The 15,088-nt window shown below is 62.4% G+C and carries 18 protein-coding genes; 2 read left to right on the forward strand and 16 right to left on the reverse strand.

Translation table 11 applies throughout. From position 1 onward, the window contains the following. Window positions 1–54 precede the first annotated feature (54 nt). Both R0140_RS04425 and argA read right to left on the reverse strand, forming a co-directional pair. Complete coding sequence (locus tag R0140_RS04425; RefSeq protein ID WP_008806320.1) at window positions 55–375, reverse strand: hypothetical protein; 321 nt, start codon at window positions 373–375, stop codon at window positions 55–57. A 231-nt stretch (window positions 376–606) separates the two neighbouring features. Then, window positions 607–1,938 carry an amino-acid N-acetyltransferase gene (gene argA / locus R0140_RS04430; protein ID WP_004149616.1) on the reverse strand — a complete coding sequence of 444 codons (1,332 nt, stop codon included), beginning with the start codon at window positions 1,936–1,938 and terminating at the stop codon, window positions 607–609. 227 nt (window positions 1,939–2,165) lie between these two features. Between argA and amiC the strand changes: the two genes are divergently transcribed. Both amiC and cobD read left to right on the forward strand, forming a co-directional pair. Next, window positions 2,166–3,419 carry an N-acetylmuramoyl-L-alanine amidase AmiC gene (gene amiC, locus R0140_RS04435; protein ID WP_008806319.1) on the forward strand — a complete coding sequence of 418 codons (1,254 nt, stop codon included), beginning with the start codon at window positions 2,166–2,168 and terminating at the stop codon, window positions 3,417–3,419. A 17-nt stretch (window positions 3,420–3,436) separates the two neighbouring features. Further along, window positions 3,437–4,513, forward strand: coding sequence for a threonine-phosphate decarboxylase CobD (gene cobD, locus R0140_RS04440; protein WP_012967290.1), 1,077 nt, complete (start codon window positions 3,437–3,439; stop codon window positions 4,511–4,513). Between the two features lie 3 nt (window positions 4,514–4,516). On the opposite strand, the gene R0140_RS04445 is transcribed toward cobD, so the two are convergent. From R0140_RS04445 to pduJ, 14 genes are all read right to left on the reverse strand, one after another. Continuing rightward, complete coding sequence (locus R0140_RS04445) at window positions 4,517–5,383, reverse strand: GHMP family kinase ATP-binding protein (RefSeq protein ID WP_032741042.1); 867 nt, start codon at window positions 5,381–5,383, stop codon at window positions 4,517–4,519. A 91-nt stretch (window positions 5,384–5,474) separates the two neighbouring features. Next, window positions 5,475–6,689: an acetate/propionate family kinase gene (locus R0140_RS04450; RefSeq protein ID WP_032740967.1), complete on the reverse strand. Its 1,215-nt coding sequence runs from the start codon at window positions 6,687–6,689 to the stop codon at window positions 5,475–5,477. Beyond that, window positions 6,686–7,126, reverse strand: a complete 441-nt coding sequence (pduV, locus tag R0140_RS04455) for a propanediol utilization protein PduV (RefSeq protein ID WP_072125676.1) — start codon at window positions 7,124–7,126, stop codon at window positions 6,686–6,688. The genes R0140_RS04450 and pduV overlap by 4 nt, the downstream gene beginning before the upstream one ends. Before the next feature lie 4 nt (window positions 7,127–7,130). Beyond that, window positions 7,131–7,481 carry a propanediol utilization microcompartment protein PduU gene (gene pduU, locus R0140_RS04460; RefSeq protein ID WP_002915850.1) on the reverse strand — a complete coding sequence of 117 codons (351 nt, stop codon included), beginning with the start codon at window positions 7,479–7,481 and terminating at the stop codon, window positions 7,131–7,133. Beyond that, window positions 7,481–8,035 carry a propanediol utilization microcompartment protein PduT gene (pduT, locus tag R0140_RS04465; protein ID WP_012967293.1) on the reverse strand — a complete coding sequence of 185 codons (555 nt, stop codon included), beginning with the start codon at window positions 8,033–8,035 and terminating at the stop codon, window positions 7,481–7,483. Before pduT ends, pduU begins: the two co-directional genes overlap by 1 nt. A gap of 2 nt (window positions 8,036–8,037) precedes the next feature. Then, on the reverse strand, window positions 8,038–9,390 hold the full coding sequence (locus R0140_RS04470) for a 4Fe-4S dicluster domain-containing protein (protein ID WP_032740965.1): 1,353 nt from the start codon (window positions 9,388–9,390) through the stop codon (window positions 8,038–8,040). Next, complete coding sequence (gene pduQ, locus R0140_RS04475) at window positions 9,387–10,499, reverse strand: 1-propanol dehydrogenase PduQ (protein ID WP_032740964.1); 1,113 nt, start codon at window positions 10,497–10,499, stop codon at window positions 9,387–9,389. The genes R0140_RS04470 and pduQ overlap by 4 nt, the downstream gene beginning before the upstream one ends. An 11-nt stretch (window positions 10,500–10,510) precedes the next feature. Further along, window positions 10,511–11,896, reverse strand: coding sequence for a CoA-acylating propionaldehyde dehydrogenase PduP (pduP, locus tag R0140_RS04480; protein WP_032740963.1), 1,386 nt, complete (start codon window positions 11,894–11,896; stop codon window positions 10,511–10,513). Further along, on the reverse strand, window positions 11,893–12,909 hold the full coding sequence (gene pduO, locus R0140_RS04485; protein ID WP_032740962.1) for a two-domain cob(I)yrinic acid a,c-diamide adenosyltransferase PduO: 1,017 nt from the start codon (window positions 12,907–12,909) through the stop codon (window positions 11,893–11,895). The genes pduP and pduO overlap by 4 nt, the downstream gene beginning before the upstream one ends. 10 nt (window positions 12,910–12,919) lie before the next feature. After that, a complete protein-coding gene (locus R0140_RS04490; protein ID WP_012540668.1) occupies window positions 12,920–13,195 on the reverse strand; it encodes a EutN/CcmL family microcompartment protein in 276 nt (91 codons plus the stop codon). 3 nt (window positions 13,196–13,198) lie between these two features. Continuing rightward, a complete protein-coding gene (gene pduM / locus R0140_RS04495; RefSeq protein ID WP_012540669.1) occupies window positions 13,199–13,690 on the reverse strand; it encodes a microcompartment protein PduM in 492 nt (163 codons plus the stop codon). Further along, complete coding sequence (locus tag R0140_RS04500; RefSeq protein WP_032740961.1) at window positions 13,687–14,319, reverse strand: phosphate propanoyltransferase; 633 nt, start codon at window positions 14,317–14,319, stop codon at window positions 13,687–13,689. The genes pduM and R0140_RS04500 overlap by 4 nt, the downstream gene beginning before the upstream one ends. Beyond that, the gene (locus tag R0140_RS04505) at window positions 14,319–14,786 is read right to left on the reverse strand and encodes a BMC domain-containing protein (RefSeq protein ID WP_032740960.1); all 468 of its coding nucleotides are present in this window, start codon (window positions 14,784–14,786) and stop codon (window positions 14,319–14,321) included. The genes R0140_RS04500 and R0140_RS04505 overlap by 1 nt, the downstream gene beginning before the upstream one ends. Before the next feature lie 21 nt (window positions 14,787–14,807). Then, window positions 14,808–15,083: a propanediol utilization microcompartment protein PduJ gene (gene pduJ / locus R0140_RS04510; protein WP_002915806.1), complete on the reverse strand. Its 276-nt coding sequence runs from the start codon at window positions 15,081–15,083 to the stop codon at window positions 14,808–14,810. Between the last annotated feature and the right edge of the window lie 5 nt (window positions 15,084–15,088).

Below are 15,088 nucleotides of genomic sequence, written 5' to 3' on the forward strand. Positions count from 1 at the left end.
CGCATCCGGGCGATGGGAAAATAATGCAGCCCGTTGCCCGGACTGGCAGAAAAATCAGTAGCTGAAGACCAGGGGGATGAGCCAGAGCACCGATATCGAGTTCATGGCGCAAAAGCGGACTGCCGCGCCGCTGGCCAGCGGTGGGGTGGAACAGCGGGCAACAAAAATCACCAGCGAGGAGATGAGAACATTCATGCCGGACGTCAGGGCCAGCAGGAATAATATCGCGATGGCGGCGCCGAGCGCGGCATAACCATGCTGATGATGGCGCTGGTTATCCCAGAGCAGCAATATCATCAGCAACCACGGATAGAGGGCGACCGCGGCGGTAATGAGGTTGATATGTCTGACCAGCCAGTTCGGTTTGGTTTCCATTATTTCAGCGATCCTTGCAGGGCGGGTGGCGGCCGTGGCGCCAGTCGACGTCCTGTCGACAGCCAATAGCATATCGGTGAGCCAGCGAGAAAGAAATGGCCTGTGCGGAAACCAGGAATTTCGCCCGCGTACCGCAGACGAGCGCTGGCGCGAAGAGTGGCGGGAGACCGGCCCAGGATAAAGCGATAAGCGTCGCGCTATCCCGGGCCGTTAGAAAGGGTGAAGAAGGGCCTAAGCGAGGTCGGCCATCAGCACCTTCGACCGGCGCTGATAGTTATACATCTGCTTTTTACTCTCCGGCAGCAGGTCGATATCCACCGGCGTGAAGCCGCGCTCCTGGAACCAGTGGATGCTGCGGGTGGTTAGCACGAACAGCTTGCTCAGTCCCATCTGTCTGGCCTGAGCGGCAATACGCTCCAGAAGCACCTCTCCCCGCGACGAGCTCCGGTAATCCGGATGCACCGCCACGCAGGCCATTTCGCCGATCTTCTCTTCCGGGAAAGGATAGAGGGCAGCGCAGGCGATAGTGGTGTTATCGCGCTGAATAATGGTGAATTTGTCGATCTCCATCTCCAGCTGCTCGCGGGAGCGGCGCACCAGGATGCCCTGCTGCTCAAGCGGGCTTATCAGCTCAAGAATACCGCCGATATCGTTGATGGTCGCCCGGCGGATCTGCTCCGCGCTCTCCATGACGATCTGGGTGCCGATGCCGTCGCGTGAGAACAGCTCCTGCAGCAGCGCGCCATTTTCCTGATAGCTGATCAGGTGGCAGCGCCGCACGCCGCTGCGGCAGGCCTTCACGGCCCCGCGCAGGAAGCGCACGGTGCCGGAGTTATAATCTTCGTCCGCTTCCAGCTCTTCGACGCGGGCCTGCGCTTCATTAGGGAACAGTTCGGAGACGATTTCTCCGGCCTGGTTGTAAACCCCTTGCGACGAACAGAAGCCGATCATTTTCTCCGCCTTCAGCTTGATGGCCAGCTGGGTGGCGATCTCTTCCGAAGTCAGGTTAAAGCTCTCGCCGGTGACCGACACCGCGACCGGCCCCATCAGGACAATGGCGCCGCTGTCGAGCTGACGATGAATCGCCTCTTCGTCAATGCGGCGAATGCGTCCGCTGTGGCAATAATCGACGCCGTCATCGACGCCCAGCGGCTGGGCGATGATAAAGTTGCCGCTGACGACGTTGATATGGGCCCCCTGCAGCGGGGTGTTGTTGAGGCTCATCGACAGGCGGGCGGTGATCTCCAGCTGCAGCATCCCCGCCGCCTGCTTAACCAGCTCAAGCGTTTTAGCGTCAGTCACTCGCGTCTGCTTGTGATAGACCGGCTCGTGGTGGTGCTCGGCGAGGTTAGCGTCAATCTGCGGGCGGGCGCCATAGACCACGACCAGGCGAATGCCCAGGCTATGCAATAATCCTATGTCATTGACAATATTTGAGAAATTTTCATGCTCAATGGCTTCGCCGCCCAGCATGATGACAAACGTTTTTCCCCGATGGGCATTAATATAGGGAACAGAATGGCGGAATCCTTCTACCAGTTCAGTGCGACGTTCCTTCACCATGACAAACCCTCAATGCATGATTATTCGTAATTATTGTATTTTTATTCTGTTTTGCTGTTAAACGCAAGTGCCAATTTTAGGCTAAGCCACGAAAAACATGTGACCCGGCGCAGGGTGTCAATGAATGTTTACCCTTTTATAGATGACAGGTTATATGCCTTTCGTTAAAGTTTCTGGTCAATCTGTTTGTTTTGGGTACAAATGCGTTTTTATTGCTTGGGAGTGGCATGTCGGGAAACAACTCTGGATTAAGCCGTCGCCGTCTGCTGCAGGGCGCGGGCGCCATGTGGTTAATGAGCGTGAGCCCTGTGGGGCTGGCTGCCGATGCGCGGGTGGTCGCTGTTCGCGTCTGGCCAGCATCGACCTACACGCGCGTCACGGTAGAATCGAATCATGTGCTGAAATACCGGCAGTTTGCCCTCAGTAACCCGGAGCGGGTGGTGGTGGATCTGGAAGGGGTTAACCTGAACTCTGTGCTGAAGGGCATGGGGGGGCAGATCCGCGATGACGACCCCTTTATTCAGTCCGCCCGCGTGGGCCAGTTTGATCCGCAAACCGTGCGCATGGTTTTTGAGCTCAAGCAGAACGTTAAGCCGCAGCTGTTTGCCCTCGCGCCGGTGGCCGGCTTTAAAGAGCGTCTGGTGATGGACCTCTACCCCGCCAACGCCACCGATGTTCAGGATCCGCTGCTGGCGCTGCTCGAGGATTACAACAAAGGCGATCTGGAGCGTCAGGTGCCGCCGGCGCAAAGCGGACCGCAGCCGGGCAAAGCCGGGCGTGACCGGCCGATTGTCATTATGCTCGATCCCGGACACGGCGGCGAAGACTCCGGCGCCGTGGGGAAGTATCGCACCCGCGAGAAAGATGTGGTGCTGCAGATTGCCCGCCGCCTCCGGGCGCTGATCGACAAAGAAGGCAATATGAAGGCCTATATGACCCGCAACGAAGACGTGTTTATCCCGTTGAAGGTGCGTGTCGCCAAGGCGCAGAAGCAGCGCGCCGACCTGTTCGTGTCGATTCACGCCGACGCCTTTACCAGCCGCCAGCCCAGCGGTTCCTCAGTGTTTGCCCTCTCTACCAGGGGGGCCACCAGTACCGCGGCAAAATATCTCGCCCAGACGCAGAATGCCTCGGATCTGATCGGTGGGGTCAGCAAGAGCGGCGACCGCTATGTCGACCACACCATGTTCGATATGGTGCAGTCCCTGACCATCGCCGACAGCCTCAAATTTGGCAAGGCGGTGCTGGAGAAAATGGGCAATATCAATAACCTGCACAAGAATCGGGTAGAGCAGGCGGGCTTTGCGGTGCTGAAGGCGCCGGATATCCCCTCCATTCTGGTGGAGACGGCGTTTATCAGTAACGTGGAAGAAGAGCGGAAGCTGAAAACGGCCAAATTCCAGCAGGAGGTAGCCGAGTCGATCCTCGCCGGGATTAAAGCCTACTTCGCCGACGGCGCGACGCTGGCCCGTCGCGGATAACCACACAGGAAAGGGATATGGCCTTACTGAAAAGCGCCCATGGCGGCAATATCCGCGAGGCCGCCGCCCTGCTGGGTATTGCGCCCGGCGAGCTGCTGGATTTTAGCGCCAACATCAATCCGCTGGGGATGCCAGCTTCGCTCAGGCAGGCGATCGTCGACAACCCAGGCTGCGCCGAGCGCTACCCTGACGTTGAGTATCAACAGCTGCATCAGGCGCTGGCTGCCCACCATCAGCTGCCGGCGGCGCATATCCTTGCCGGCAACGGCGAAACTGAATCGATCTTCACCCTCGTCCACGGCCTTAAGCCGCGGCGGGCGATGATCGTCATTCCTGGTTTCGCGGAGTACCGGCGGGCGCTGCAGACGGTGGACTGCGAGTTGGTGGAGTATGCCCTCCGGGAGTGCGATGGCTGGCAGCTGACTGACGCCATCCTCGATGCCCTGACTCCGGCGCTGGACTGCCTGTTTCTTTGCACCCCGAACAACCCCACCGGCCTGCTGCCGGAGCGGGGCCTGCTGGAAGCCATTGCGCAGCGCTGTCGGGCGCTGAACATCAGCCTGATCCTCGATGAGGCCTTCCTCGACTTTATCCCCGACCAGCCGGGATTTATTCCCCTGCTGGCGCAGCACCCGCACGTCTGGGTTCTGCGCTCGCTCACCAAATTTTATGCTATTCCGGGGCTGCGTCTCGGCTACCTGCTCAACGCTGACGCCCAGGCAGTGGCCCGGCTGCGCGAGCGACAAATGCCGTGGTCCATCAATGCCTATGCCGCCCTGGCCGGAGAGATCATCCTCCAGGACCGGGCGTATCAGCGGGCCACCTGGCAATGGCTGCAGGAGGAGGGGGCGCGTTTCTGTTCACGACTGAAAGAGATTACCGGGCTGACCGTGTGGCCCGGGCGTGCTAACTACCTGTTCTTGCGCTGCGACAGGCAAGGGCTTGACCTGCAATACGCCCTGTTGCGCCAGCATGTGCTGATCCGCAGCTGCGCCAACTACCCGGGGTTGGATAGCCGTTATTTCCGGGTGGCGATCCGTAGCGCCAGCGAAAACGACCAGCTGCTGGCGGCGCTGCGCCGGGCGCTGGCCTGAGGCCTACTGCAGGGTGACGCCCCCGGTCACCATCGCCAGCAGATGCTGCTGCGGCCAGTGGGCGGCGATGTCGCTCTCTGCCAGCCGCCATTGCAGAAATTCGACGTCATGACGACGGCGGTCCAGCAGCAGGCCGACGACGCTGCCGCTGTGCGCTACATTAAGGCCATACAATCCTGCGCTTTCCACCAGTTGCAGTAGCGCGTCAAACCCCGGTTTGGGCAACAGCTGCTGGCTGGCGATGGCGCTGATGGTCGCCGCTTCGCCCAGCAGCTGTGGGCTGCCGCAATGGCAGGCCTGCTGTACTTTCTCCCACGCCAGCTGCAGCCGGGAGGCGTTAGCCAACAGACCCGCCTCGCGCGGCAGCTGGTGGTAGTCGGTGGTGCGCAGCGTCAGCGGGCTCTCCAGTACTAACAGGTCGAGCGCCGGCGGAGGGGGACAGGCGATTTGCGTGGCGGCGGTATTATGGTCGAACAGCGTCAGCTGGCGAAACAGGGTGCTGTCGGTAGGCTCCAGCGCGACGCACAGGCGCGCCAGCGTCGGCTCATCCAGTAGATGGCCCAGATGATGGGCGGTGGCGACGGCGGTGGCAGCGATATCGGCGGTGCTGCTGGCCATCCCTTTGGCCACCGGGATCGTTGAGTGCAGGGTGATGCGGATCTGCTGGCTCAGCGCTGGGGGGTAGCCCCAGTGGGCCAGCAGCTGGTCGACCATCGCCCGCGACAGCGGCCGCTCGTCTTTTCGCGGCACCCCGGTCTCGACCTCGACGGTGCTGTACCAGTCCACCGGACAGGAGACCAGCTTTTCGCTGCCGAGGATCCAGCCCTGGATAAGTTCTCCGCACGAGGCGGGACATTGTGCAACAGCCACGTTTTCACCTTTCCGCTTACCTTCGCCAGGGCGCATAGTGGCATGGCGACCCGCAGGTTACCATGATTCTCCGCAAGAGGAGGCGCGTCGTTTATGCCGACACCGTCAGCTCGCGCGCCTGCGGCAATGCAAGACGCATGACGTCGCGGGCAATCATTAGCTCTTCATTGGTGTTGATCACCGCCACTTTGACCAGCGCATTATCCGCCTGAATAAAGGTCGCGCTCCGCTGGTTTTTCTCGTCGTCCAGCGCGAGGCCGAGAAAGTGCAAATTGCGGCAGATTGTCGCCCGCGCCCGGGCGGAATTCTCGCCAATGCCGCCGGTAAAGATCAGCGCATCCAGGCCTCCCATCTGCATGATATAGCTGCCGATAGTTGCGCGAATGCGTTCGGCAAACAGCGACAGCGCCAGAGCTGCGCGTTCATTGCCGGCGTCGGCTGCCTGTTCGACGTCGCGGTAGTCAGAGGACACGCCGGAGACGCCCAGCAGCCCGGATTCATTATTCAGCAGCTGGCTGAGCTGCAGGGCGGATTTACCTTCTTTCTCCACCAGCCAGGGAAGGATCGACGGGTCGATATCGCCGCTGCGGGTGCCCATCATTACCCCGGACTGGGGAGTAAAGCCCATTGAGGTATTCACCGACTGCCCGCCTTTGATGGCGCAGACGCTACAGCCATTGCCCAGGTGGCAGCTCACTACCCGCAGGGCGCTCAGCGGTACGCCCAGCTTTTCCGCCAGCGCGCTGCTGACATAGTGATGGCTGGTGCCGTGAAAACCGTAGCGGCGAATGCCGAGCTCGGCGTAATAGCGCCAGGGCAGGGGATAGAGCCAGGCCTCCGGCTTCAGGGTCTGGTGAAAGGCGGTATCAAAGACCGCCACCGCCGGTACCGCCGGCAGCCGCTGGCGAAAGAGACGAATGCCCAGCGCATTGACCGGGTTATGCAGCGGCGCCAGCTCCGCCAGGCGTTCGATCTTCCGCAGGGTGTCGTCGCAGACCAGCGCGGCGTCTTTGAAGCGTTCGCCGCCGTGGGCGACGCGGTGGCCAACGCCGTCTATCTCCTGCAGGCTGCTCAGGATCCCGCGGCCGGTCAGCGCCTCCAGCAGCAGGGTCACTGCCTCATGGTGATCGGCGATGGGCAGCGTCTCCTGCCATTTCTGCGTCGGCGTTTTCAGCGTGAAGCGGGCCTCGGGCAGGCCAATACGTTCGATCAGCCCCTGGCAGAGCAGCGCTCCCTGCGGCATGTTAAGCAGCTGAAACTTCAGGGAGGAGCTGCCGGCGTTGATCGCCATGATTTTATAGGTCATTGATATTCCTCTGCGTTCAGGCAGGCGAGCAGGTCATCAAGCCCGTCGCCGGTTAACGCGCTGGTGATAAAGATATGTTCGGCGCCTGCCGCCTCGAGCCATGCCCGGACCTGTTGCAGACGGGGCGGGGCGGCCAAATCGGCTTTGGTGATCACCCCGATGACCGGGCGGTTCATCGGAGCGGTAAACCCCGGAGAAAAGGGTGACCAGGGCGCATCGGCATTCATTACCAGCGCGATGACATCGGCCTCGCAGGCGCTGGTGAGCAGCGCGCTGTACAGGCAGCGGTTTTCCAGATATTCCCCCGGGGTGTCGATGGCGGTCGGCGTCCAGACGATGGCCTGCGTTTTCTGATAACGCAGGGTTTCGCCACGCAATACCTGGGTCAGCGAGGTTTTGCCGCACTGGCTGGGTCCGATAAGCATCAGGCGTTTCATGGGCTCAGGTCCGTGTGATCGGGCAGGCGGTGAAGCGCATCAGCTCACCAAGGGTGCGTGTGACCTGCCTGAGCGCGTACTCCACCGCGGAGACATCGCCAGTCAATACCACCGCGCCGGTGAAGCGATCGAGAAAGCCGATCTCCACCGCGCCGGACTTGGTGGCGATGTCGCAGGCGATGATCGACGCCTCACTGGGGGTAATGGTGAGAATGCCGATAGCGGAGACCGCGTCCGGCAGGCCCAGCTTTTTGAACAGATCTTTGCCCGGATTGGCGATGAGATGCGCCAGAGTGACCTGTTTACCCGGGACATACTCCTGGATCATGCGTTCGGTAGGGGTTTGCGGTTCCATTATCCCTCCATCAGCTGTTGCCACAGCGCATCGTGCGGTCGCGGGATCACTGCCCGGTAAACCAGTAATCCTTTCTCGCCTGCGCTGTCGCTGGCCACCGTGACGGCGTTGTCGACATCGGCGATATCACCCGCCACCACCATGTAGCATTTGCCGCCGATACCAAACGCCATATGAACGCGAACCAGGGTGACGTTGGCCGCTTTCACCGCGCGGTCGGCGGCGCTGATGCATGCCGCCACGCTCCAGGTTTCGACGATCCCCGCCGCCTGCCGCTGCTCGACCACGTTGAGTCCGCTGATCGCCGGCAGTACGCTGGGGTGAATGTTGGCCAGCACCAGGCTGTCCACCAGCATCTCCCCGGCGCGCGCCGTGCCGGCGGCGATTGCCTGTTGCACGGCGCCGACGTCGCCGCCGAGCATCAGCAGGAATTTCCCGGGACAAAGGGTTCTGCAGAGCAGGAGCTGTACGTTCGCGCTTTTCAGCATGACGTCGCCCAGCTCCATTCCCCTGGCGATACTGGTCAGTTCTAAAATTCCGATAGCCTGGGTCATGATTAACCTCTTACAAGCGTAATGGCCTGCTCCGTGATGGCGGAGACCTGGCCGTCAATACTGGCGTGTACCGGCGCACCGAGGGCGTCGGCAGGGATGTCTGCCAGTAGCTGGCCGCGCGTTACTCGCTCTCCCGGCGCGACGCAGGGGACGGCGCTGATGCCGATATGCTGGCGCAGCGGCAGGGTGACGCAGCCCACCTCCGGCTCCACCGCCGTCAGCGGCGCCTCCTGATACCAGGGATCAAGCCCCAGTTTGCTGATGAGCCGTTTGACCGGCACCAGGCGGTGCTTCGCCATCTCGTCCGCCGGACGCAGCGGTCCTTCGTAGCGCAGATTTTTCGCTCTCAGCTCACGTTTCAGCAGACGGTTGATGCGCATAGGGGAAATCCCCACCGGGCAGGCGACGCTCTCGCAAACGTTGCACTCCGAGCAGGTCAGGGCGCTGAGCAGCAGCGACGGGGTGGCCGCCTGGCGATAGTTCACCGCCCGCACCAGCAGGTGGGGAGAAAGCTCATGGCCGATCAGGTGCCGGGGGCATAAATCCGTGCATAAGCGGCACTGCTCACAGACGGTGCGGGCGATGGCGAGCAGGGTGTGCTCATCCTGCCGCCGCCGCTGGATCAACGGATGGTTGCCCGGAAGCACCAGCAGGCCGCCGGTGGTTTTGGTGACCGGTGTCTCGAGGGAGGTGATGAGTGCGCCCATCATCGGACCGCCGTTGATAAACCCCGGTTCGGCAACCGTCGCGCCGCCGGCCAGGGCCAGCACCTCGCGCAGCGACATGCCCAGCGGGACAGTCAGCGTCAGCGGACGGGCGACAGCGCCATTGACGGTCAACGTCCGGCGGGTCACCGGATAGCCCTGCTCCACGGCTCTGGCGATATTGAGCACCGTCTGCACGTTATTGACCACTACGCCGACGCTGACCGGCAGCGCGGCAGGCGGCACGCGACGACCCGTCGCCAGCCAGATAGTGAGCACCTCATCCCCGGCCGGATAGACATCAGGCAGAATATGCAGCCGGGCCCATTCCGGTAGTCGCGGGGTTAACGCCGCAATCGCCGGAGTATATTTCGCTTTCAGGGCAATGATCCCTTCCCGGGCGCCGGTGGCGGTCATTGCGTAACCCAGGCCGCGAATCAGCCGGTCAGCCTGCTGCGCCATCAGCTGTTGATCAACCTTCAGCATCGGTTCGCATTCAGCGGCGTTCACCAGCACGGTATCCACCCTGGCCTGCAGTTTGATGTGGGTCGGAAAGCCCGCCCCACCGGCGCCCACCACGCCGGCGGCCCGGATGCGCTCGCGGATCTCCGCCGCGTCCATGTCTGGTAGTGGCACTATCGCTTCACTCATTGCAGGCTCTCCAGCAGTTGCGCGATGGCCGCGCCATCGGCCGGACGCGGGTTGGTGCGCAGGGTGGCGTCGGCCAGCGCGGCCGGCACCATGGCGGGAATTCGCGATAAGAAAAGGGGATATTTTTCCTGCAAGGCGCCCTTGAGGGTGGGAATGGCGCACTGCTGTTTCAGTGTTTCCACCGCGGCAAGCAGCGCCTGGAGAGCCTCCTGTTCGCCAGCTTCCGGCGGGCAGAACCGGCAGGCCCTGGCCAGGCGCGCATAGCGCTTCGCCGCTCGCGGCTCGCCGGCGTTAAAGCGGATCACCGCGGTCAGCAGCAGCGCGTTGGCCAGGCCATGGGGAAGGTGAAACTGGCCGCCAAGCTGATGGGCGATAGCATGATTGAGCCCAAGGCCAGCCTGGCTAAAGGCCATACCGGCGAGGGTTGAAGCATTGTGCATTTTGCTGCGGGTCGCAACGCAGTCGCCCTGGCGAACCGCAACGGGTAGGGCGCGAAACACCAGCCTGGCGGCCTTTTCCGCCAGCGCATCGGTAAAATCGGTGGCCTGCGGCGATACCCATGCCTCAAGGGCGTGGGTCAGGACGTCCAGTCCGGTATGGGCTGTGATGGTGGGCGGTACGCTGATCACCAGCGTTGGGTCGAGGATCGCCATGTCGGGACAGAGCGCCTCATGGAACAGCGGGTACTTGATCCCTTTTTCCGGGTCGCTGATGACGCAGGCGCTGGTCACTTCCGACCCGGTACCGCTGGTGGTGGGGATCGCCACGCAGGTGTCGACAGGCAGCCCGCCCTGCTGGCTGAACCAGACGATCGCCTTGGCGGCGTCCATCGCCGAGCCGCCGCCGAAGCCGATCACCACTTGCGGACGCAGGGCCTGCATCTGCGCTATCCCTTTCGCCACGGTGTGAATGGTCGGATCCGGTGTAATATCGCTGAACACGCTGACGCGGTTGCTGGCGGGCAGCGCGGCGCGCAGCCGCTCGAACAGCGGCGAGCGCGCCAGGAAGCCGTCGCAGACGATCCAGATGTGCTGATGGCTAAAGCGCTGCAGCGCGGCCAGGCTGCCCGGGCCGCTGTAGAGGCGCGTTTGCAGAGAAAAGGTGTGCATGGCGCCCCCGGTTAGCGAATGGAAAAACCGTTGGTCAACACGCAGCGCCGCAGGCGGGCGAACGTCCGCGCGGAGGTGGTGCCTTCTCCGGTTGGCGTGGCGATGGTGAAGGTGGTAAACCCTTCGCCGCCGACGCCGATACCCGCGTAAGACGGACCATTTTTGACAAAAATGGAGGTCTGCAGCGTGCGTGCCGCCAGATTGAGCCGCGAGACATTCTGCGAGTGCATAATGGCGGTGTGGTGCAGACCCTCCTCAACGCGCAGGGCCAGGGCCAGGGCGCTATCAAAATCGGCGACCCGGACGATCGGCAGCACCGGCATCAGTTGCTCGCAGGTCACCCAGGGGTCGTTCGCCTGCACCTCGGCTATCAGCAGGCGAGGGGGGCGGGAAGGGACGGCGAGACCGGCGGCCGCCAGCAGCTCAGCCGGGCTCTTACCAACCAGTTTTTTATTCGCCGCGCCGTCGGGCAGGCAGACGGCGCGCAGGGTATCGGTCTCCTGCGGGCTCAACAGCAGCGCGTCAAAATCCTGCATCTGCTGGATCAGGCGGTCAGCGACGGAGGCGACGACGATCAGGCTTTTTTCGGCGATACAGGGCAGGTTGTAATCGAAGGCGGCGCCGCTGATGATATCTTCGGCGGCTTTGACGAGATCGGCCGTTTCATCAACGATGCACGGCGGATTGCCGGCGCCAGCGCCGATCACTTTTTTACCGCTTTTCATGCCCATCGCCACAATGCCAGGGCCGCCGGTGATAGCCAGAACGGCAATCAGCGGGTGGGCCATCATCTGTTGGGTGGCCTCAAAGGTCGGCTCGGCAACGGTGACCACCAGGTTACGGATCCCGCTGCAGCGGTAGGCGATCTCTTCGATCCTGGCAATAAGCGTTAACGAGACCTTTTTCGCGCCGGGATGAGGGCTGAAATAGACGCTGTTACCCGCCGCCAGCATGCTGATACTGTTGTTGATAATGGTTTCCGTTGGGTTGGTGCTGGGCGCCACGGCGCCAATAACCCCGAACGGCGAGTACTCAAACAGCACCATCCCGCCATCGCCGGTGAGGGCGCTGGTGGTGAGATCCTCAATGCCCGGTGTGTTCTCAAGGGCAGCTTTATTTTTCAGATATTTATCTTCTTTGTTGCCCATGCCGGTCTCCGTGGCGCTCTCCTCCGCCAGCGTCGCCAGCTCGGGGGCCAGCGTCTCCCGCAGCGCGCTGATAATGGCGCTGCGGGTTTTTAGCGGACACTGCTGATAGCGGAGAAAAGCCTGATGGGCGGCGTCGATGGCGCAGCCGACGTCGCGGAAAATGCCCTGCTGTTCCTGAGAAACGGGGGCGGGCGCGAGCTTTTCGCTGAGAATGGTGCGGATAAGGGTTTCCAGTTCTGCTGTATTCATTGATGTGTTCTCACGTTAATGGCCGCCATGGCAGCCTGTGCAATAGCCATATCCTGCTCGACGCTGCCGCCGCTAATCCCGAGACCGGCTATTAGCTGACCATCGCGCCACAGCGGATATCCGCCGCCAAAGGTGACGACTTTGCCCTGCAGATGGCTCTCCAGACCGTACAGCGCAGCGCCTGGCTGTACGGTCGTCGCGAGCTCGTGGGTGGCGGTTTTCATGGCGACGGCGGTCCAGGCTTTTTTTGGCGCCAGCTCGCTGCTGACCAGCAGCGCATCGGGCATTCGCCAGGTCACGGTTTCGGTACCGTGTGCGTCAACGATGCTGACCACCACCGGCACCTGCAGCTGGCGGGCGTGTTCGATAGCCTGACGGGTAAGCTGATGCAGCTCGTGAAAGGAGAGTGCCCCGGCCTGGGCTTTGGGCGCGTCGGACGCAGGCGACCCGCTGGCGGCCAGGTAGCGGGCCGCGATCTCCGCCACGAGCCGGCGCTGGTGATCGGCATGATCCTCGCTGCGCGCCAGGGCATACAGACAGTCAGATAAGCGGTTCAGATAACGCAGCAGTATCTGACGGAGAGTGACCTCTGCCGCCAGCTCGACCAGCCGACGCTCCGCCCGACGGGCAACGGTGCGGGCCAGGTGCAGGCGACTGGCGGCTTCGCACCGTCCGGGCAACACAAACTGGTGCAGCGCCGGCACGCGGGCCATCTCGCGATCGATGGTCTGCTCCAGCAGGGCAATCTCTTCGCTGCTGATATAGCGCTTACCCGGTGATGGCTGTTCGCTGTCGCTGGCGAGCTCCGCGCTGAACCAGAAAATATGCTGCTGCAGGGCTTCGAGCAGGACGCGATGTTCCTCTTCAGCGGCGGCGCAGACGCACAGGCTCAGCACCGCGTTCAGTTCATCCAGGGTGCCGTAGGCTTCGACGCGCGGATGCGTCTTGCTGACCCGCTGGCCGGTAAAGAGTGATGTACTGCCGGCATCGCCGGTTCGGGTATAAATAGCCACAGGCGCCCCCTTAGCGTGAAAGTGAGTCAACAATGCCCACAACGGCAAGATCGATGGCCTCATTCGGGCCGCTAAAGACGTGGCGTGCGCTCGAGCCGCTGCAGAGCAGCACCAGTTCGCCGACGCCAGCGCCAACCGAATCTACCGCCACTTCATCGCCGCTCGCGGGCTGAAATGGATGTTCGTCGTCTGTGCTTACCCGGCGCACCAGCAGCAGTTTTTTGCCGTTCAGAGAGGGCGATTTTTGCGTCGAGACGACGGCGCCGGTCACGCGTGCCAGATGCATAGTTCACTCCTGCTTAATCAATTGAACATGCCGCGCGACGGCCGCTTCGCGGGCGAGGGCGGTGATAATGGGGCGGCGGCGCAGCACCAGATAACCTCCCCTGAGACGGGCTACATCGGCATAGGTGAGCACCGACGCGGCGTGAAGTCTGACGGGCTGGCCAGGCGGGTCGCTGAACGTCAGCGGCAAACGGGCGAGTTTTTTTACCGCCAGCGCGGGGAGCAGGGCGGGAAGCAGCGTTAGCTGTACCCGAACGCCCCAGGCCATCGCCTCATGCAACGCGCAACCGGCGGCCGTCAGCGCGCGCTGGCCGGTAAGCTGCTCCAGCAGCGGTAAATCCACCTGCACGATGCGCAGCGAAGCGTGCTGGCACAGCAGGCTGTGGATATCCGCTTCGCCGAGCTGGGCCACGCTGAGCGTGGCCGTACTCCGGGCGCGACGGCGCAGACGGGCGGCGACCTCTTCGACGATACGCTGCAGCATCGCGTGGTTCATGGCTTCGTCACCAGCGTAGCCCAGGCCTGCGCAGCGTCAGCGCCTGCCGCATTGGCTTCGTCAGTATCGATGTGCATCTCAAGACGCATATCCGGGGCTACGCGGACCGCTACATTGTCGAAGATAAGCCGCCTGTCGCTGCCTTCGATCGCCACCGCGACGCTATCGCCATGGGCGACGCGCAGGATCAGGGCATCGAGCGGGGACATATGAATATGTCGTTGGGCGACGATCGTCCCGCTGCTCAGCTCCAGTTCGGCAAAGGGGCTTATCAGGCGGATCCCTGGCGTGTCCTGCAGATTGCCTGACATGCGCAGCGGCGCGGCGATACCGAGGGTCCGGGCGTCGGTGCGTGAGATTTCCACCTGGCTGGTCTGGCGCAAAGGGCCGAGCAGGCGCACGTTATTTAATCGTCCTTTGGGGCCAACCAGAGTCACCGTCTGCTCTGCGGCATACTGCCCGGGCTGCAGCAGCGCTTTTTTCGGCTGGATGGACTGAGCGGGAAAAAGCCTGGCATAGTCCTCCGCCGCTAAATGGATATGGCGACTGGAGATACCGATAGGGATGGGACGCTGGCGCATCTCATCCAGCACTTTGTTGACTGTTGAAGCCAGCTGTTGTTTATCCATTACGCGTCACCTCGTTTACCGGCGTGCAGGCACTGCGAGCGAGGTTCGCCTTTTTGCCGTGGACAGTGCGGGTCCAGGCACAGGTTGCAGGCCACCTGCTCCGCAGGGCGGGGGAGGGTGTCTGCGGGATCTCTGCGCTCATCCATTACGGTGGCGTTCTCCTCTTCCAGAGCAGCGTCAGGTGCTGGTGAAGGCGCTTCGACGCGGGCTGGCAGCAGGCCTGCGCCGGGCCTGGCGATAACCTTCTGCGCCACCAGCCCCTGCTGCCGGTCGGCGAGTTCGGCCCCGGTCATCACCGCCGCCTGGACAGAGGCCACATCACCGGCGATCTTCACCACCATCCAGCCGGAGCCGTTGGTCTTTTCCAGGGCGAGCAGCGTGATGGCGGCCGCTTTCGCCATGGCGTCGGCGCAGGTGATGGCCAGGGCCAGGCCGCTGACCTCAAGTAATCCCAGTGATTGCTTCACGCAGTGCTCCTTGTTTCAAGGTCAGACGGATTTCGGCAGGATGGCCTCGACATCGCTGTGCGGGCGTGGGATCACATGGCTGGACTTGACCTCGCCGACCACGCTGGCCGCCGCGCTCCCGGCGTCAACGGCGGCTTTGACCGCGCCGACGTCTCCGCGGACCATCACGGTAATCAGCCCGGAGCCAATTTTTTCGTAACCAATCAACTGCACGTTGGCAGATTTCACCATTGCATCAGCGGCTTCAATGGCGCCAACCAGGCCTTTCGTTTCAACCAGTCCTAGTGCGTTATTCATATTGT

Source organism: Klebsiella sp. w6, from assembly GCF_033100215.1.
GTDB lineage: Bacteria > Pseudomonadota > Gammaproteobacteria > Enterobacterales > Enterobacteriaceae > Klebsiella > Klebsiella variicola.